At 48.4% G+C, this 18,199-nt stretch carries 17 protein-coding genes; all 17 read left to right on the top strand.

The window, feature by feature from the left end:
- Positions 1–306 precede the first annotated feature (306 nt).
- The 17 genes from V8Z74_RS14970 to V8Z74_RS15050 all read left to right on the top strand — a co-directional run bounded on the left by V8Z74_RS14970 (position 307) and on the right by V8Z74_RS15050 (position 17,946).
- The gene (locus V8Z74_RS14970; protein ID WP_349709890.1) at positions 307–453 is read left to right on the top strand and encodes a hypothetical protein; all 147 of its coding nucleotides are present in this window, start codon (positions 307–309) and stop codon (positions 451–453) included.
- Between the two features lie 52 nt (positions 454–505).
- Positions 506–1,126, top strand: coding sequence for a hypothetical protein (locus tag V8Z74_RS14975; protein ID WP_349709891.1), 621 nt, complete (start codon positions 506–508; stop codon positions 1,124–1,126).
- 12 nt (positions 1,127–1,138) lie between these two features.
- Complete coding sequence (locus V8Z74_RS14980) at positions 1,139–2,242, top strand: AAA family ATPase (protein WP_349709892.1); 1,104 nt, start codon at positions 1,139–1,141, stop codon at positions 2,240–2,242.
- Positions 2,232–2,897 (top strand): hypothetical protein, encoded by a 666-nt coding sequence (locus tag V8Z74_RS14985; RefSeq protein ID WP_349709893.1) that lies wholly within the window; start codon positions 2,232–2,234, stop codon positions 2,895–2,897. The genes V8Z74_RS14980 and V8Z74_RS14985 overlap by 11 nt, the downstream gene beginning before the upstream one ends.
- 7 nt (positions 2,898–2,904) lie before the next feature.
- Entirely contained in the window at positions 2,905–3,795 is an 891-nt protein-coding gene (locus V8Z74_RS14990; RefSeq protein WP_349709894.1) for a hypothetical protein, read from the top strand.
- 844 nt (positions 3,796–4,639) lie between these two features.
- Positions 4,640–5,884: a DUF3150 domain-containing protein gene (locus V8Z74_RS14995; RefSeq protein ID WP_349709895.1), complete on the top strand. Its 1,245-nt coding sequence runs from the start codon at positions 4,640–4,642 to the stop codon at positions 5,882–5,884.
- 15 nt (positions 5,885–5,899) lie between these two features.
- Positions 5,900–7,639: a VWA domain-containing protein gene (locus tag V8Z74_RS15000; protein WP_349709896.1), complete on the top strand. Its 1,740-nt coding sequence runs from the start codon at positions 5,900–5,902 to the stop codon at positions 7,637–7,639.
- A 191-nt stretch (positions 7,640–7,830) separates the two neighbouring features.
- On the top strand, positions 7,831–8,865 hold the full coding sequence (locus V8Z74_RS15005; protein WP_349709898.1) for a DUF7146 domain-containing protein: 1,035 nt from the start codon (positions 7,831–7,833) through the stop codon (positions 8,863–8,865).
- Between the two features lie 103 nt (positions 8,866–8,968).
- The gene (locus V8Z74_RS15010) at positions 8,969–9,496 is read left to right on the top strand and encodes a hypothetical protein (protein WP_349709899.1); all 528 of its coding nucleotides are present in this window, start codon (positions 8,969–8,971) and stop codon (positions 9,494–9,496) included.
- Between the two features lie 3 nt (positions 9,497–9,499).
- Positions 9,500–10,060, top strand: coding sequence for a hypothetical protein (locus V8Z74_RS15015; protein WP_349709900.1), 561 nt, complete (start codon positions 9,500–9,502; stop codon positions 10,058–10,060).
- A 119-nt stretch (positions 10,061–10,179) separates the two neighbouring features.
- Entirely contained in the window at positions 10,180–11,124 is a 945-nt protein-coding gene (locus tag V8Z74_RS15020) for an ATPase, T2SS/T4P/T4SS family (protein ID WP_349709901.1), read from the top strand.
- On the top strand, positions 11,102–11,440 hold the full coding sequence (locus V8Z74_RS15025; RefSeq protein ID WP_349709902.1) for a hypothetical protein: 339 nt from the start codon (positions 11,102–11,104) through the stop codon (positions 11,438–11,440). The genes V8Z74_RS15020 and V8Z74_RS15025 overlap by 23 nt, the downstream gene beginning before the upstream one ends.
- Positions 11,441–11,746 carry a VirB3 family type IV secretion system protein gene (locus tag V8Z74_RS15030; RefSeq protein WP_349709903.1) on the top strand — a complete coding sequence of 102 codons (306 nt, stop codon included), beginning with the start codon at positions 11,441–11,443 and terminating at the stop codon, positions 11,744–11,746.
- Entirely contained in the window at positions 11,701–14,271 is a 2,571-nt protein-coding gene (locus V8Z74_RS15035) for a VirB4 family type IV secretion system protein (RefSeq protein WP_349709904.1), read from the top strand. Before V8Z74_RS15030 ends, V8Z74_RS15035 begins: the two co-directional genes overlap by 46 nt.
- Positions 14,258–15,067: a TrbJ/VirB5 family protein gene (locus tag V8Z74_RS15040; protein ID WP_349709905.1), complete on the top strand. Its 810-nt coding sequence runs from the start codon at positions 14,258–14,260 to the stop codon at positions 15,065–15,067. Before V8Z74_RS15035 ends, V8Z74_RS15040 begins: the two co-directional genes overlap by 14 nt.
- Positions 15,051–15,884, top strand: coding sequence for a type IV secretion system protein (locus tag V8Z74_RS15045; protein WP_349709906.1), 834 nt, complete (start codon positions 15,051–15,053; stop codon positions 15,882–15,884). Before V8Z74_RS15040 ends, V8Z74_RS15045 begins: the two co-directional genes overlap by 17 nt.
- Before the next feature lie 556 nt (positions 15,885–16,440).
- Positions 16,441–17,946, top strand: coding sequence for an AAA family ATPase (locus V8Z74_RS15050; protein WP_349709953.1), 1,506 nt, complete (start codon positions 16,441–16,443; stop codon positions 17,944–17,946).
- Positions 17,947–18,199: the final 253 nt, after the last annotated feature.

Here is an 18,199-nt window from a genome sequence, read left to right on the forward strand (position 1 = left end):
TGCGACGGCACGGGCACGCTGTCCTAGCAATTTCATACTTCACAAGACTCTCCACACTTGGCTCGGCATTCGTCTTTTGCCGATCCAAGCTGTGGAGTGGTCATCACTCCCTCTCACTCAGCCTCCTTCGAACCACAAGCCTCGATACTTAAGCGAACTGAAATTTGCAAAACTAAGTTTTGCGAAAGTTTGTTTAGGTATCGCTGGCGCTTGCCTCGATTGATGCCCTGAGCATTCCTTACTCAACCAACCCGCGCGGGACCATCCCGCAAGGGCTGGCCTGCGTTTTCCATCCTGGAGATGAAAATGCAGAAAACTCTGACTGTGATTGCCATCATCGGATTGACCATGTTCCTGGTCTATTCCTCCCTGTCGGCAACTAAAGCTGCTCACGCCTCCGTCAAGAATCGCCCTGCGACCATTGATGCGCAGGTAGAAGCTGCCTTGCGTTGACTCCTGAAGACCAGAACCACCCTGTGGGCCTGCACTGAAAGGAGTTACCTACATGAAGCGACGACTCGTAAAAGATGATCGCCAAATGGGGTTTGCTTTTTGTTTCGAACCAGCGGTCCTTCACGGGGCTGCGGTCGAAACGCGAAGCGATCCTGTGAGGATGATCGATGTTCCAGTGCCGCGCGTGCTGGATAGTGCTTCGCTGACTCCGCCCGAAAAGGTGAAGTCAGTTTTCGAACTTTTCTTCAGTAAAGAACCCTTGGATCTGCTCGTCCGCAACGGACAGCAGAACACCTCGAATGAACGCAAGTTCAATCCCAAGGATTTTCCTGATCAAGGGAAAAGTAAGTTTGATTGGACAGATGACGACATCGTGAAGATGCACCAGGGGGTGCTCGATACTCACCTTGAAGTCTTTGCCAGTCGCCCCCCGTCCTCGCGGGAGAAGAAGCTTGAGGCATTGGACTGGATCTTCAGTGAACCAGTAATCCATGCCTACAAAAAAGGGTTCGTGCTTGGCCGTCAGGTCGATAAGCCGATTCTCACAAGCAACATTCCCTTCACCTTCTATTGCGCCTGTCGTTTGACAGGCTGTGACCCTGAAGCAATTCAAGCCTTTGTCGAAGCAAATCTGCAATCGACTGGGGACTTGGATCTCTTGGATCGACTCTAATTGGAGACTCAAATGTTCAACTCGGACAATTCTGTACCCGTGCGCTCTATGAGCGTAAATTTCAAACTGCCGAAGGTGGCAGGTGCAATGGCTTTGGGCCTTGCTGTGGGGGCGAATGCTACCCAGACACTCACGTCCAACCACATGGATCATCCCGAGGCCAAAATCGCAGTGAGCACGGCCTTTAATCTTCCTGATGTAGGTGGGATGGAGCTTGCTGGCATGGCTCCGGGCAATCCTTTTGCTCCGAAGCTGAACCCTGACTACGTTTTTGCATTGGACCGTTTCCGGGACATGCTGACGTTCTGGGTGATGGGCTATCGTGCCTTGAAGATCATTGGTGACCCTGCAGCTGGCAAAACCTCCATTGTTGAGCAATGGCACGCTCGCATGGGCATGCCACTTTTCATCATTGGTTGCCACGAGAACATGACTGAAACTGATTTCATCGGCCAGTTTGTTCCTCAAGCTAATGGGACCCTGAAATGGGTTGATTCGCCGGTGATGTCAGCGTATCGGCATGGGGGAAGTGTGCTGCTCGATGAGTGGAACAACCTGAACCCGAATGCCGCGACGATGCTGAACGCAATGTTGGAAGGCTATACGGTAACCATTCCTCAAACAGGGGAGGTTGTCGTGCCACATCCGAAAGTGCGGTTCTACGCTACACAGAATCCGATTGATGGGAAAACGGCAGTTCAAGGACGCTATGTCCAAGATGCCGCCAGTGATGATCGCTTCATGGAAATGGAGGTCGATTATCTGCCCGCAGATCTGGAGACGAAGGTGGTTGTTGCAGCCATCCGCAAGTTCGACAAGAAGAGCGAGCAATCTGTGGTGGAAACCACGGCGTCTAATCTGGTGAAGGTCGCAAACGAAATTCGAAAGAAGTTTCGTGCGAACGAACTGGTTGAAAACGCGGCTTACCATAAGCCAATGTCCACACGTGTTTTGACGCGCTGGGCACAGTTGCAATACGCATACCGAAATGCCAAGGGAGTTGATCCAACCATCTACTCGATGCATAAAGCCTTTTCGGGGGCTTCTGCAGAGATGAAGACTGCGGTTGAACAACTGATCGAACGCACCATCGGGAACACCACATATGCCAGCTGAACTCTTCAGCGTTTTCGAACGCGACGGAGAGAAGGTCGGCATCAGTGAATTTGGTGAAAGCCGCAACATCATCTTTATAAAGGATGGCGTTGTGGTAAACACCAAGGTCATTTGCCTGCACGAGTTAGGGTCGCATATAGCGGCCCTTAATCGTTCTGGTTTCGACCACACTCTCAACGGCGCATTCTTTAATGAGTCCGCCTGCACCTTTGCGATGCGCCATGCCGATTTTCAGAACAGGAACTACTTGGTCTTTGTTCAGGAAACAGGCAACGTCCAATCTGCTGTCGCCCGAATTGAGGCGATAGGCTTAAAGGGGCTCCGTGGGGATCAACGAAAGCACTTTGACGGTTGGCTGAGAAGCCTTGACCTGAGTAGTGACTACCTCGTTGCATCTGACGATGATCCAGCTCCCGTGCTGGCGCTGAGTGAATATGCACGCGAGAAATCGTTGTGCCTCTATGCATCCAGGCCTGGCATTCCTGCTGCTGCCCCATCTGCTGATCAGCAGTCGTGGGTGAGGTGGCTTTCTCCAATGTTCAGCGAGGCTAAGGTTCTTGAAACCTTTTCATTGCTGTGGTCTAACCGGCCATTCTTAAACCCAGCTCAAGCGGTATCTGAACTTCCAGATGATCCTTTGAGCTTTCCCTTTTAGGTGAGTTATGCAGATTCGTTCCCGCGATGTTGCGCGGTTATTGACACGTACTGGTACTGTGCAAATGGTCCAGGAAGTGCCTGCGGTGGTTGTTACCGTCGTTGAGCGACGCGAGTTCGAGTCTGCCCGCCGGAATCTCAATTTCGGTGAGGTAATCGTGACACGCGAATGCACATCAAACTTTGCTATAGCCGACGCGATTCGCGTTGTTCCTGTGCAGGTGAAAGATGTGCACATTGGAAAACTACACCTAAAGTTCTACAAGGAACTAGGCAAGGTGAAGCGTAACTTTGTTGCAGACGATTCCCAAGTGCGAAAGCTTTTGGGTATCAAACGAGAGAGATTAGCGCTGCCAATCGTGGACTGGATTGGGGATACTTCCGAAGAAGATATCCGCAAGCTGGCCCAGGAAGCTGTGAAGGAAATCGAGAACTTGTGTATCAAGAGTCCATCGGTGGGCAAGCAATCGACGAAAGTTGATGCCAAGGTCGCGCCGGTTGTGGTTCAAGTTCCAAGCACACCTAAAGCTGAAAAGCCGGTGGTGTTCTCGAAACCATCAAGCAGTGAAAACGTAGCTGAGCAACCGGAGCCTGGCCCTCAACAAGGGTCAGTGAATCGTGCTGCTGTAGGTATGTGCCATAAAGGTGTTGTCGTGGAATTCGGCACTATCTGGCGTGGCGGCTTTGGTGACACAAAAGCTCGATTCAAGACCTTTTGTTTGAAGTTGGATATTGGGGGAACGCATGTTCCCTTTTACGGTGTCGAGCTGGAGCGCGAATGCTCTGAGCGCGGCGTCCAACCAGGCCAGACTGTGGAAGTTATCGACATGGGGCGTCAGCACCTGCCGGACAACCGCCACAAGAATCTCTATCGAATCAATATCTTGAAGGTCAAGTAATGATTTCCATCACTGTAACGGGTTTCATTTCCGAGCAACCCGAACTCGTTTACACGGGCCAAGGCCCCCAGTCTGCAAAGATCAAGTTCAAAGTCGTTGATAGGCAACGGCGTAAGGAGCGAGGATCGGACCAGTTTGGGACCTACTACGAAACAGTCACTTTCGAGGCTTGGGGAGAAGAGGCCATTCGTCTTGCTGAGAAGTTGACGAAGGGCCGAGATGTCGAGGTCATCGGATCTAATCCCAAAACTGAAAAGTGGATTAGCAGATCCACCCAGCAAGAACACTCTGATTGGGTGTTCAAGCTGGGGAATGTGCACTTTCCGTATCGTGAGCAAAGACAGCAGCATGATGAACGGCAAGGGGAAGCTCCGCAAAGCCCCGCCTCGCGTTCACCGCGCTACGCAAGTCCTAATGCTCATGTCCAAGGGCGTGGAGAGGCTTATCACGATAGTGAGCCTGTCCCTCGTCCTGTGCAGCATGCACCCTCTCCGTCAGCATCACCGCGACAGACACCGGCTGCAGCTCCCGCTGCGGCGCCAACCTACAACCCACCGCGCTCAGGCGCTGAGGGGCAAGGGGCAGCGAAGAACCGTTTCGAACGTGCTTCCGGTCAACCGCGTGTGCAGTATTGACAGTCCATCAAGGACATAAGAGAAACCCATCCTTGGCTTTGGCCAAGGGTGGGTTTTTTCATTTGCCGATTGACTTTTTGAATCGATTTGGCAAGATAGTGATATCTGGCCGCTTGGCTCGATAGGTAGCTTGCCTACTCTTTTACTTAACCCACAAGGGCACCTCGCCCTTTGGGCCGTGGTGTTCCTTCTTCCGCAAGGAGTTCACCATGGAAACCATCCATACTCTCAAAACTGTTGCATCGCACGATGTGGTTTGCTTTGCCCTGGAGATCCATCTCTGGAGCGGGCGTATTCAGCTGAAGGCAGATGAACTGAAGAAGTTTTCTGCGAAAGACATCGCTCTACCCGACAGCGCTCTCGCATCGTTGGGAAGCGTCAAGATCTGCGACCCAGCAGTTATCCGTGCTTTCGAAACTTTGAAACGTGAAGCCCACTACCTGCTTGCTGGGATAGGACTGCCCCTTTTTAAGGTGTCAGCAATCCCCGCTCACAGGTACGAGGAAGTGCGTAACAAGCTCGATGCGATCAAGGTGGAGTTCGACAAGCAGGCCCGCGAATTGTTGGCTCAGTACGACGAAGTCATCAAAAAATGGCGTCACCAGTGGGAAAAAGAAAACCCTGGATATGGCCACTTACTAGATCGCATACCGAAAGCCGAAACCGTTTTCGGTCGACTGTCCTTTGACTACCACTGCTATCGCGTTGAGCCTCCAAAGGGTTCTTTCGATGATGAAGCGGGAGCCGAGTTCACCACCAAGCTTTCTGGCCTGCGTGGTGAGCTGTACAACGAAGCAGCACGAGAAGCTGTCGCTCTGATTGAAAGCCTGGCTGACAAGAACGGCTCTAAGCGTGAATACATCACGCCGAAAACACTCGGTCCTATCAAACGTATTGCACAGCGCTTCCGCGACTTCCAAGCGTTTGACCCGAGTGCGATCAGTGCGGCTGAACTCATCGAAACTGCTGTGTCTCAAGCTTTGGCGTTTGCTCAAGCCGACAAGAAAAACCGGATCAGCGATGGCCCGATGATGCTTGTTCTGGCGATGGCAAATACCTTTGCGACGCCGGCAGCTGCTGCACGACTTGCCGAGAAATCGCGCAATGAGGGTGCTGAAGCCGCGTTCGACCATCTCTTGCAGATGGATCTGATCACTACCACGACCGAAACCGAAGCACCAGCAGAACAATCTGCCAACGCTGAGGGTACGACTACAGCGGTGCAAACCCCTGCAGTGCAAGGTCCGTTCGCAGGGTTCGAAAGTTCACTGGAAGCGATGAGGCAATGCGCAAGCACAGCTCAATCGCAAACGGTGACAGACCTGGCAGACCGTTCGCCGGCCAACCAGATCGAGCTCATTCCTACGATCCCAGAACCTGCATCCGTTTCGACGGTGATGGTTCAAGTTGACGCACCTGCTGACGCAGGGATCGATCACTTTCTTAGCTTTTAACAAGAGGTGCCTCGCATGATTGAGAAAGCAATCATTGAGGCATTGGCATCCCTGGGAACCGGCAATGCGCCGCGTTTCCAGTGGAGCGCCGATGCTCTCTCTTTGAAGGACTGCATCGACGGTCTCGCCATCAATCGCATGCGCCTCCCCAGGCACTGCGAAGAAAGCGAATCTGATGCTCTTCTAGCCTTGGCAATGGGCCTCCATTACACCAAGGTAAAAACCACACGAATCGACCTGCCTGCAAAGGCAATGCGGCGTGTGGCCGCACTCTCCATGCACTTCGGAGCAATGATCGCGGAAGTCGCTCATATCCATGACAGAAAGGTAGCGGCACTTCTTGTGAGCGTGCTTAATGGTCAGGATGTGACAAGCGATAAGCCCAGCATGCAAAACCTTCTGGTGGCTGCAAGTTGTGCTTCAAAGCTTCCACCAGGTCGATTCCCGGATATTGAAGTGTCTTGCCAAGGCCTGCTTGTGTCCGCCGGGTCAAACCAGCAGATCCTTGAAATGGTCGGCAAGGTCATGGATTCGGTGCAAACCGCTGAAGTAACCAAAGACTATGCCGACATAGCGGCTCAACTCTTTCCCGATGTAGGTGGAGAGTGTTCAGACCAATCCGATGATGAAACGGAAAGCGAAGAGAGTGTCCAAATAGATGACCCAAGGGGAAATGCAACACCGTCGAGTGATGCATATGCCTCAGGCGAGCCTCAGGACACTGCGCTGACTGGTGAAGCTTCGGGCATTGGCCAGGAACAAGACTCAGAGGGCAATCAAGGTGATCCAGTGGGGGCGAGTGATGATGCTGGCGCTGGCTTGGAATCTCAAGAACCAGTTGCGAAGGCAGAACGCATAGATGTGCCCGTGGAATCGGAAGAGCGTGAGAATAGTAACTATTCTCAACAAAACGAGGCTGATGATGCACTGAATGCTCTTACCGGTATGGCTTTGTCCATACATAGCGAAGAGCAGGAGAGTGAATCGAACTGTAAAGCCCTCCTTGCTGGGATTACTGGTGATTCGTCCAAGCGTGAAAACTTGGTTCAGAAAAACGGGGACTTCTTTGCAAAGAATCAAAACTTAGTTTCAGAAATTCTGAGGATGCTTCAGTCTTTGGATAAGAGGCACAACACCTTGGAGCGCCAGGGCCGTCGTATTTCGACTAAGCATGTGTGGCGTCTGAAAAAATTGGGCGATACCAAGATCTTCAAGCACACAACGAAGGTTGTAGGCAGTCAAGTTGCCGTTGAGATCCTGGTAGATGGCTCTGGAAGTATGGGGGCTGGCCTCAAAGTTGCCTGTGAAGTAAGTATCTCCTTCTGTGATGCTCTTCAGAGGCTGCCGAAATCGAGTTCAGCCGTATCAATCTTCAGCGGTGACGTGGGGGTGTCGGAAGTTGTAAAGGAACATGGAGAGAGTGTCCACAAGGTGCGCTCAAAACTAAGTTTCATTACTGCGAGTGGTGGCACCCCAACAGGAGCTGCGATTCTCAAACGATTGGTGCCTCTTATGGCACAACGTCAAGAGCGCAAACTCATGGTGATCATCACCGATGGGCAAGCCCGTAACACACAAGTAGCGCAAGCTGCAGTGCTCCATGCGGAGGCTTTAGGCGTTGAGATCATAGGTATCGGGATTGGGGTTCATGGGAAGGCAATCAAAACCTTCATTCCTGAGGCCATAACCATCAATAACTTGGGAGAGTTGCAAGGCGCACTGCGCAGATCCCTGCAAAACCAAGTTTTGGCCTAAGCCAAACAAAAATCACCCTGAATTTCAGGGTGGTTACTAAATATTCCAATATTTAGTAACCACCTTGCAATACTTTGAAATACATGTATAGTTATGGATACGAGCTTTGCTTGTGCTGGTATTCCAGCCTTTAACTCAATCCCGTTGGGGCCAATCCCAACGATGGCTCCATATTTCCACTTGGAGCCATAATGACTACGAATAAGCCTACAGACCTGGTCAAAGACTGGCCAACATTTTTCCGCAATATGGGTGTTCCTGAGGAGGCCCTAACAGGTAAACATGCCGAATGCCCATTGCCTGGTTGCCATTGGAAAAATGGATTCCGTACAGCTATCAAGAACAAGCCAGGGGTTTGGGTTTGTGCGGGGTGTTCAAACTCAGCATATTCCAACCCTCTGGAATTCATAAAGAGATTTAACGATTTCTCAACTTACGCTGAAGCTGCAAACTTCATCCGTAATCAGTTGGGTGGTACAGCGCAAGTATCGCCCAGGCCTCCAGTTCATAAGCCCGACCCGGCAACTGAAAAGGAGGCATTCGAGAGGGAAGTCCAAAAACGCGCTTGGATATACGACAAACTGGCAATAGCAGTAACCGAGGGTGATCCAGTTTGGAAATACCTGAAGCGACGTATTCCTGAGCTTTTGGAAATACCAAAAGAAATTCGGTACATGCCTAAAGCCCAATATTGGGATAAGGTAGATGGCGTTATGAAGATGCTTGGCGAATATCCTGCAATGCTCGTGCGTGGTATGGATTCTGAAGATCGCTGTGTGCAACTGCATACGACATTTCTGACACCGGATGGGTTTAAAGCACCAGTCGATAATCCTAAGAAAGTCAAAACATCAATTGGATCATCCAGTTTCTGCTACAGACTCTCGGATCTTCGTGAGGATGGCGTACTGGGGCTTGCTGAAGGTATTGAAACATCGACCAAGTGCGCGGTGAGATTTGGCCACACTGTGTGGGCATGCCACTCAAACACTGTTTTGGCAAACTTTGTTTTACCAGAATGGGTGTTGCATCGACTTTCAAAAGTGATCATCTACGCAGACAACGACGGCTGGCGGAGACGCCCTGATGGAACCTTTTGGAACCCTGGGGTTACAAAGGCTCGTGAATTAGCCGAAAGACTGCGGAAAGTGAAACTTCCAAGCGGACAACGTTTGAAGGTCCAAATTTCCTATACAGCACGTATTGGAGATTTCGTGGACGTATAACTGGAACACAATTTGTGGCTTTAGCCACAAATTGTGTAACAGTTCCAGCCCCTGTCTAGACAATTAGTTACTAATTGAATAATATTGTGACATGGAGCTACGAATGAATGATTTCGAAAGTAAGCAGATACGAGAAGAGAATTACCACCTGCTGAAAGCAAGAAGAATACTGCTAGATACCCGCAAAGGTTCCGACCTCTTGTACCAAGAAAAGAATTACCAAAGTTTGTATGAGAGCTTGTCGGATGCTGAGGTTCGTGAAATTGCAGAAGTTGATCTAACACTGTTCGCTCTTACTTGCGATCCGAGTGACTTCAAAGATATTGCAGCCCCCGAAATCTACTATGCAGAAATGAGTGTCGAAGAGCGAATTTTGTATGAATGCAATTTATTGATTTTGACTAATCGTTGGCAGAGATCCATTGCAAAGTTCCCTAACGAGATCCTGTACAACACGAAAAGCAACCTTTTCACAGCGCTGAGCAAATTAACTTTCACACAGATTCAAGCTTTGGCGCGGAAAGGTACTTGCTTGTCGAAAATTGTTATTTCACCTCAGGCATTCGAAAAGTTTGTACTAAATCCGCAGATGACCATTGAAGAGCGGCGTTGCACACTATTGGTTGGGTAATTCATGACATATTTGAAGGAATGGAACGATCCGGCGTTCTCTGAAGTCGCTCATTTCTTGGTAGCAAACGGGGTCAAGATGCCTCTGCTGGAGCGTATTGGCCTATATGAACGGGGCAGCGAGAAGCTTTTCCAGAGATACATTCGGGAGAACCACTTGAAGCCAGCTCGTGGACGTGAGGCAACCAGCGTTTCGATCCGCGACAAGTCAGTGAGAAAGCATCTGCTTACCGCCATCTGTCTGTACCATCGTCAAGACCTTGCAGCGGCATCAATGCAGGGTACCCTTCCACGGGCGATAGTCAACGCATACCGATACTTTCAGATCGTTCACAACACGATTGAAAACGGAACAAAGTTAACTCTTGAGCGTTTCATCTTGGCCGTTACATCAGAAGGCTACAGGAGCATAGTCATAGAGACCTGTTCCGTTTGTGCAGGCAAGTACATACGTTCCAGTTCCGAAACCACAGATGTTTACGGATGCATCTCTTGTGAAGAGGGCACAAAGCCATTGTTTACTGGCCTCATCCCAACTCGTGAGCAGGCAAAGCGCGTGGCCTAAATACGCACAAAAACAAAACTTTCAGAGCTCAAAAGTTTTGAGAGGGCAGGTCAAATGCTGACATGCCCGAAGAGTCACAACAAAACGGATACAGCGCTCGTGTTCTCCAGATGATCTGGATGAACCTGGATGCTGTGCGGGATCTCTTTTTAGATCCCAAGGTTGATGAAATCCAAATTAATACCCCGAACAATATCTATGTGCGGTATGAGGGGGAAGATCGGTTAACCACCACTGTGGTTGACCCTGGCCGCTTCGAAGCGGCATGCACATTAATCGCATCCCTAAACGACAAAACCATTGCGCCAAATATCACTTCATCCCAAGAAGAGATGGCCAAGAAAATACTCAGTGCGAAACTACCTGGGGTTCGCATTGAAGTAACGTTGCCACCCGTTGCAGTACGAGGCATCGCAATGATGATACGGAAACATAACCCGAAACGAGTGACTCTTGAAGAGTATGTCACTCAAGGGGTTATGACAATGGGCCAGGCACAGACAATCAAGAAGATTGCTGAGAGTGGAGAAACTTTCATTATTTCAGGCCCTACTTATAGTGGAAAGACAACCCTGCTTAATACGGTTATCGACGCGATACCGCACTCAAGAAGATTATTTGTCATAGAACAAGTATCAGAGCTCCTAATTGATGAAGAGCGGAACTTTGTTCGGATGGAGGTTGATCCGGATCATGGCGTTACTCCCGCCGCTGCTTTGCGCACAGCAATGAGATTCTCGCCGCACAACATTATTTCAGGTGAACTTCGAGGACCTGAAGCGATTACATACCTCGATGCAGCAAATACAGGCCATCCAGGCGCTACAACACTACACGCAAATAGTCACTTTGATGCGCTAGGCCGACTTGAAGACATGTGTATTCAAGCAGGTCGAAATATTCCGCTTGAGGGAATAAGAGCCAAAATTGCTCGGGCAATTAATTGGGTAATACATGTTCAATATATGGAAGGAATAGGACGACGAATAACTGGCATTTGCAAGGTAGTAGGTAGAACTGAGGATTTAAAGGATTACGTATATGAAGATTACACAAATCGTTGATAAGAAGAAGTTTTTTGTGGCCTTGTTCATTGGTATGGCTGCATTGAATGCCCATGCCGTGACAATTGATACTGGCTTTATTACCAATATCGGTTGCGCTATTTATGAGTATCTGACCGGATCTCTGGCAGCATGGGGTTTCGCAGTGATGATTGCAGCCGCGCTTGTGGTGGGATTTTTTACTTCCATGGACTGGGGCAGGGTCATTACCATCGTTGCCGTGTTTGCATTCATACAGTCACTGGGTATGCTGATTGTTGAGAATCCCACCGCTGCGAAATATTTGAAAACTGCAAGCTGCCTGCGGAGCGTTTAAATGGCAAGAAGAAGCAGTAACTCTAGAAGAGCATTGAAAAGGGAAAAACTCTATATTGGAATTCCAAAAAACGCATTCTATTTGCTGCTTCTTATTGCAATTGGTATATTGGTCTTCCGTAAATATCTGTTTTTGCCTTCATTAATAATAATTTGGTTTGCAATGAAAAAGGCGACACAGCAAGATACGGCTTTCATTGAGTTATTTCAAAGCTTTTCGAAAGAAAAACATATCTACGATTCCCTACCTAGAAAAAGTATTTGGGAAAAGTTGCCACGGGGTTGGGGAAAAGGTTTGCCATGGTGAAACTACAAGAAATTCTGTCTGTACCTACTGGCAATGCATCGTCATATGCAGACTTGTGCCCATGGTATGCAAACGTTGGTGATCGACTTGTCCTTACAGTCGATGGGATGCTATTGGCTGGATTCCAGTTCGAAGGAACTGACGTTGATGGAAAAACAGACGACTATATAAACCTCCAAATCGAAATGTTGGAGAAGTGTCTGAATACATTGGACGAGAAAACAACATTGTTCTCGTATATTGACAGGCGATTTGGATTTAATCGGAAACCATCTACTTTTAATAATTGGTATGCCGAGACTTGCCATGGACAGTTGAGGAAGAAACAGAAAAATGATTACTCGACATTCAGGCATACATTCTTCATTGGCTATAAACAGCCTACTTTGGCGTCAAGCTTAGTAAGCAAGACAATTGCTTACACAGATGAAAATACTAATATTCTCGTAGCTGCAGTCCAGGCTGCGACTGATGTATGGTCCGGCAGAGGGACTGTCGCAAGTATCAAAAGACAGTTTGGTGAGCTCTTCGAAAACTTCGAGGTGATGCTTTCAAACCTTATTACTATGGTTGGTAATGTCGTTAAGATTCGTCGCTTGATCGGCGAAGATCTAAACGGCGAATTGCACAAGCGGGCCAATCCTGCATCTATTGCCGGCCCTATAAAAGTTCCTAAGAATAACTGGTATCTTCCATCGCGAATGACATCCGATACCATGGTTCGTGATGGCAGAACTATTAAGTTCATCGGTGCAACGATGGATAAGTACGTTAATGTTCTGTCTATCGTTGAAGAGCCGGATGAAGTTAGCTCTATTCATATAGATGCACTGCTCGATGTTGAGGCTGAATATACCCTGTGCCAAGTATTTCAGGTTATCGAAACAGAAAAGGCAAAGAAGTTAATTCAATCTCATGAAATGTATTACCAAAGTGAGGTGAAGGATGTTTTTACAAGAATTGCCGAGCGCTTCACAAATCAGGAGATAAAGAAGGAGAATCATGGTAATCAGGTTCTGGCAGATGAGGCCCAAGATGCCTTGATTGACATTACTGTCAAGAACAAGAAATATGGTTTTCACTCTTCGAGACTCTTGGTATACGGTAATGACAAAGAAAATCTTAGAAAGGACACAGGTAAAGTTGCCTCAATGCTCCGGGTGAAAGGCTACTCCTTAACACCCGAGACTACCGGTCTTTTCGGCGCTTTTCTGTCTACTCTGCCTGGCAATACTGTGGTTAACCCACGTAAGTACCTTTCGTCTGTTGAAAAGATCGCTGACCTAATGCCCATGCGTGGAAAGCATGAAGGTAACGCAATTCACAAGCTATTCAGTGAAAAGTTAGGGCGCGAAGTTGCATGTCATATGAGCTTTGAGACATATAGCAATGTCCCATTTCAGTTCAATTTCCATGTGGGTGATGTTGGTCACGCTATTATTGTTGGAACCACTGGCTCTGGCAAAACAACCTTTGTTAACTTGGCTCTGACGGAACATCAGAAATATACACCTTGTAGGACGTATATTTTTGATAAAGACTATTCAATGTCGGTTCCCACGTTGTTGATGGGTGGAAAGCACCTTGACGGCTCAACACCTGGAGCTCTTAACTCTAATCCTTTGAAGCGATTCCTTAAGGATGGCGACCTGCATAATGCAAATTATTGGCTCCGCATCCTTATTGAAAGTTCAGGAGAGAATTTAACAGGAGCCGAAAAAGAAGTTTTAAGTAATGCACTCCTGAAGACGCAGGCTAGCGGTGAAGATAGCTGGAATTTGACCATGTTCTACACCATGGTGCGAGGTGTAGATCCTCTTTTGGCCAAGAGGCTGCGACCCTACGTTGACATATCCGAAGATAGTGGATTAAGCGGTAAAGGCTTGTTCTCTGGATACTTCGATGCAGATGATGATGTGTATGGCATATCTGACATCATGTGCTTTGAATGTACTAAGATTATCAAGTCTCAAGAGATAAGCCCAGCATTTCTTTTCTATGTCACGTATTGCATAGAGAAAAGCTTGGATGGCTCGACACCAACGATCATCTATATCGAGGAATGCTGGCATTATTTTAAAAATCTTTCATTTGCAGAAATATTTGAGGATTGGGCTAGAACTCTGCGGAAGAAACTGGCATTTCTCGTATTTGCAACTCAAGGCGCCAAAGAGTTTGATGAAATTCCGTGTGGAGACATGATCGTCAATCTGTGCCCAACGAAAATATTTGCTCCATTAGTATCGGAAATGACCGCGAAAGAGCGGATTCGCTTTCAGGAGGTATTTGGCGTCAATGATGATGAGTTTCAGATGATTGAAAACGCAATTCCAAAGCGTGACTACATCATCAAGCAGCCAGATATAACGAAAGTTGTTATATCAAAGATGCCTGAACTCACACTAGCATCCAACGACGCATGTGCTGTCGAGAAAGCAAGAGAAGCGGCTTTTGAAATGGTCCGGGATGGAACAATCAATTGGTCCAGGAAATATATTAAGGAGGTTCTAAATGTCCAAATCTAAGAAATACATAGCATCCGTCTGCATTGCGATTTGCAGTGTTGCCTCCCAGAATGCGAACGCGAGTGGAGCCATAGCTGGGGCGACTGAAATAACGCAGCTTCTGAATAATGGTCAACTGATGATGCAGGTTATCGAGGCCAAATCACAGACGGTGGCCCAGATCAAACAACTGTACGAGCTCTACCAGGCTGCCGAACGTGAAATATTGCATCTGAAGAGCATTGGTAATGATGTCACTCGTCTAGCGCGGATGGCTAAGGAGAAGGACTTAAGAAACCTCTTGAAAATGATTGATCTTTCTGAGTCAATCTATGGGAACGTTTCTGATCTTGGTAAACGAATCGAGGTGCGTTATCAGGAGGCATATAACCAGGGTTTGAGTATCAAAGACTATATACAGAATGAAGGGGAAAAGATCGAGCGCAAAGAGAAACAGGCGGTTGCACGTGTTAAGCAGGAACAGAGTATCGTTGAGCATTTGAAAGATGATCTAAATGACGTGGCAGACTTGGCTACGAAAATCCCACTCAGCGAGGGTACGCAGCAAAGCCTGGGACTTATGAATACCCAGATGAATAAACTTCTGGTGTCAATGAACAGAATCGGTCAGATCATTCAGCTTGGTCAAGAAAACGTAAAGAAGGCTCAGGAAGAATCTGATGCAGTAGCCAATGCTAGACACGCTGCAAAATTTGCAGAAGCGTTGGACAAGGCGACCGCAACCTCCAATGCAACAAAGCTTAATGACGATTTCAATGCAATGACCGGGAAGCGCCTAAATGTGCAAAGTAAATAGATTAATTAGGCTGCTTTCTTTCGTTTGCGTTATTCTGCTTTCAGGTTTCAACGTATTCGCTCAATCATCACTTGATGGAACAGAGGCTGTTGCAACCAGCTCCAGTGAGAAGAAGCCCCAGGCTACTTACCCTGGAGCTGCGCTTATCCAGCAAGTCATATCAGAAATTGTCCAAGCAGTAGTGAAGGGATTTGACGACCTGGCGAACAATGCTGGCTTTGATGATGTTGGTCAGACAATCATGTATATGCTTATGGCTGTTATGTTAGCTTGGGCATCAGTCAGATCTATGTTCGGTGCAGGTATTAATGCATTTCTGGAAGAGGCCATCTCACTACTTTTAGTTATGGGTATTATTCAGCTTCTTTTATGGAGTGGCGGAATTGACGGAATTGAGAAATTCATTAATAGCATTGCGACGAACATTGCTGGAGACGATTTATCGAATCTTTCTTCAACGCTCGAATCGTCGCTGAAGAGAACATTCAAAGCCTGCCTTGATATTCTCACTATGCCATCAATTGAAAGTAACAGTGGATGGAATGTCGCTCAGGTGCTTGTTGCAATACCCCAAACAATTCTGCAGGTGTTCGCAAAGTTTATTTCTGCCGCGTTCGTAGTTCTTAGCTGTGCTATTTTCGTTGCTAATGTAGTTTTGGCGTATGGATCGCTCATCATTGCGAAAGCACTTGCGCCGATCATGATCCCATGGCTACTTCTACCCTCAGCAAGTTTCCTATTCGACGGCTGGTTGAAGTTTTTTTTTAGGGGCATGCATGTTCAAAGTCATTGGTGCATTCTTCATAAAGCTGACTGATAACTGGATAACAGGCATTGCCACAATAGCAACGAAAGTGAAAGTCGATACAGACGTCGACGCTCTATCCTTGTTTTCCGGTAACTTTCTTGTACACGTGGCAATTATTCTCATGTCGGCATGTGCAGCCTATCTGATGATCATGGTGCCTGGTATTGCCTCCGGCATTTTGAGTGGTTCTGCGGCACGAGCTGGATTTACAGGAGTCTCCACCTTGATGAGTGGTGCTGGTGGACGGGGGATCTCATCAGGGACAAGCCGAGGGAGTTCAGGTGTTAATAATGCTGCAAAGGGTGCATTCCAGGCTGGCCAGAAGCTAATGAACCGGTCCACCGTGAACGCCCCAACGATTGGACGTGGTGGTACTTCAACTGGAAGTGGGAGTAGGGGGGGTGCCAGCTCTGGTTCTTCTTTACGAGGAACACCGTAGCGGGCCGCCGAGTTGCACTGACCAAGCCTTCGTGTACTCTATGAGTACAGGAGGGCTTTTTTTATGTTCGGATTTTCCAAGAAGACTAAGACTGACAATCGACATTCGCATGCTTCACGCGATGGGATGCCGAGTGTTTCAGTTCCCTCCAATACAAGCACGTGCATTGCGAACGAGTACCCCACACTGCAAGTTCCGAAAACTAAGTTTGTGGACTTGAAAGGTATGTCTGAGATGAAGAAGCAGGTGGCAGATGCCTGCAAAGAGATCACTGCGTCTTGGGCATCTGGAACCATGAACAAGAACGGCATTCTGCTGTGGGGGGAACCCGGTAATGGGAAAACGGCCATTGCCAAAGCCATTGCTGGTGTTTATGGGTGGCCCTTCTTCGAGATCAAGGCATCGAACGTTACAAGCCAATGGATTGGCGAGACGCCCCGCGCGATCAAGGAATCATTTGACTTTGTGAAGCGCAATGCACCGTGTGTTCTCCTTCTGGATGAACTTGATTCGCTCTTGACTGAGAGGAAGGCAGGCTCCACGACCAAGGACGAATCAGACATCCGCAGCACCTTGCTCACTGAGTTGGAGGACATACGCAACTATTCTGTCATTGTCCTCGGTGCTACGAACTACTATGAGCGGCTGACTGCTGCATCGGTTCGTGAAGGGCGCTTTGACTACAAAATTGAAGTTAAGTCTCCTGACTTGGAGGCGCGTAGTGCATTGATTCAGCTCAACGTCACTACTCCACTGAGCGAGCATGTGTTGAAGGTAGTGGCAAACAGATATGCTGGGTTCTCGGTCAAACGGATCATATCCATTGCCCAAGGCGCGCAGAGTATCGCTGGGTCACAGCCGTTGAGGATTGAGGACTTCAGCAAGGCGCTGCGCAAGCTGCAGGGTAGCAAGGGGAATGCTCTCCGAAATGTTCCTGGCTTGGCTGAACTTACTTTCAATCAAAATCTTGCAGTAGTAATCGAGGATCTCGTTGCAGAGCTGGTGCTTGTAGACCAGCTGCTCATGCGTAAAGCTTCTCCCTTTAAGGGAAGCCTATTTGTTGGTCCTCCTGGTACCGGTAAGACGGCACTTGCCAAGGCCATCGCCAAAGATGCTGGTTGGGCATTCTTGGAAGTGGCTGGGCCTGATCTACTGGCTGACTTTGACAAGCTGGATGCGATTTACAAGCAGGCCAAGGATCTCCGCCCTTGCGTGATTTTCATTGATGAAGCAACGGAGCTGATCAAGGATCGAACCTCATCGCGTTACTCTGCACACACAAACAAACTTCTCACCGTGATAGATGGCTTTGGCGAGCCTGTACCTGATGTTGTGTTCCTCGCAGCAACCAATGATGGTGAAGGGGTGGACGAAGCTATTGCACGCCGACTGTATCGCCGTGTGGAATTTGAGCTTCCCGACTTCTCTACGCGCAAGAAGTTGATTCAGAAATGGGCCGCCAAGAATGAACCTGCACGGGATGCCGTAATTGGAAGTCTAGACCGTCTAGCCCACGCAACAGCAGAATTCTCGGCAGCGAATTTGCTGAACTGGTTGGACACGGCCTATAAGAAAGCAGTGGTCAAAGGAATCAAAAGTCAGCGAGAACCGGACTTTACTAACTTCATCTAAACGAAAAAGCCCGCCAGTCTAAACTTGGCGGGCTTTTTCTTTTCGACCTTCAGCGAAGGAACTCGTCTTCGAACAGCGCGGCTTCTTCGGCATGCCTGCGAAGCGACTGCGGATCAGGACGAGCTGGAGGGGCTGGGGGGGGTATCCCTGGACTCCGATGCGGGAGCACCTGAATCCTGGCGTAGTCTAAGTCCTGAATCAACAGGCTGACCATCTTTGCGAAGAACTCGCAATACTGATTGCGAAAGTAGCT

Source organism: Comamonas sp. w2-DMI (assembly GCF_040187735.1).
Taxonomy (GTDB): Bacteria; Pseudomonadota; Gammaproteobacteria; order Burkholderiales; family Burkholderiaceae_C; genus Comamonas; species Comamonas terrae.

Bases quoted from the DNA above. Each gene is read 5' to 3' on its own strand.
- V8Z74_RS14970 (WP_349709890.1), top strand. From the start codon at position 307: ATGCAGAAAACTCTGACTGTGATTGCCATCATCGGATTGACCATGTTC.
- V8Z74_RS14975 (WP_349709891.1), top strand. From the start codon at position 506: ATGAAGCGACGACTCGTAAAAGATGATCGCCAAATGGGGTTTGCTTTT.
- V8Z74_RS14980 (WP_349709892.1), top strand. From the start codon at position 1,139: ATGTTCAACTCGGACAATTCTGTACCCGTGCGCTCTATGAGCGTAAAT.
- V8Z74_RS14985 (WP_349709893.1), top strand. From the start codon at position 2,232: ATGCCAGCTGAACTCTTCAGCGTTTTCGAACGCGACGGAGAGAAGGTC.
- V8Z74_RS14990 (WP_349709894.1), top strand. From the start codon at position 2,905: ATGCAGATTCGTTCCCGCGATGTTGCGCGGTTATTGACACGTACTGGT.
- V8Z74_RS14995 (WP_349709895.1), top strand. From the start codon at position 4,640: ATGGAAACCATCCATACTCTCAAAACTGTTGCATCGCACGATGTGGTT.
- V8Z74_RS15000 (WP_349709896.1), top strand. From the start codon at position 5,900: ATGATTGAGAAAGCAATCATTGAGGCATTGGCATCCCTGGGAACCGGC.
- V8Z74_RS15005 (WP_349709898.1), top strand. From the start codon at position 7,831: ATGACTACGAATAAGCCTACAGACCTGGTCAAAGACTGGCCAACATTT.
- V8Z74_RS15010 (WP_349709899.1), top strand. From the start codon at position 8,969: ATGAATGATTTCGAAAGTAAGCAGATACGAGAAGAGAATTACCACCTG.
- V8Z74_RS15015 (WP_349709900.1), top strand. From the start codon at position 9,500: ATGACATATTTGAAGGAATGGAACGATCCGGCGTTCTCTGAAGTCGCT.
- V8Z74_RS15020 (WP_349709901.1), top strand. From the start codon at position 10,180: ATGAACCTGGATGCTGTGCGGGATCTCTTTTTAGATCCCAAGGTTGAT.
- V8Z74_RS15025 (WP_349709902.1), top strand. From the start codon at position 11,102: ATGAAGATTACACAAATCGTTGATAAGAAGAAGTTTTTTGTGGCCTTG.
- V8Z74_RS15030 (WP_349709903.1), top strand. From the start codon at position 11,441: ATGGCAAGAAGAAGCAGTAACTCTAGAAGAGCATTGAAAAGGGAAAAA.
- V8Z74_RS15040 (WP_349709905.1), top strand. From the start codon at position 14,258: ATGTCCAAATCTAAGAAATACATAGCATCCGTCTGCATTGCGATTTGC.
- V8Z74_RS15045 (WP_349709906.1), top strand. From the start codon at position 15,051: ATGTGCAAAGTAAATAGATTAATTAGGCTGCTTTCTTTCGTTTGCGTT.
- V8Z74_RS15050 (WP_349709953.1), top strand. From the start codon at position 16,441: ATGCCGAGTGTTTCAGTTCCCTCCAATACAAGCACGTGCATTGCGAAC.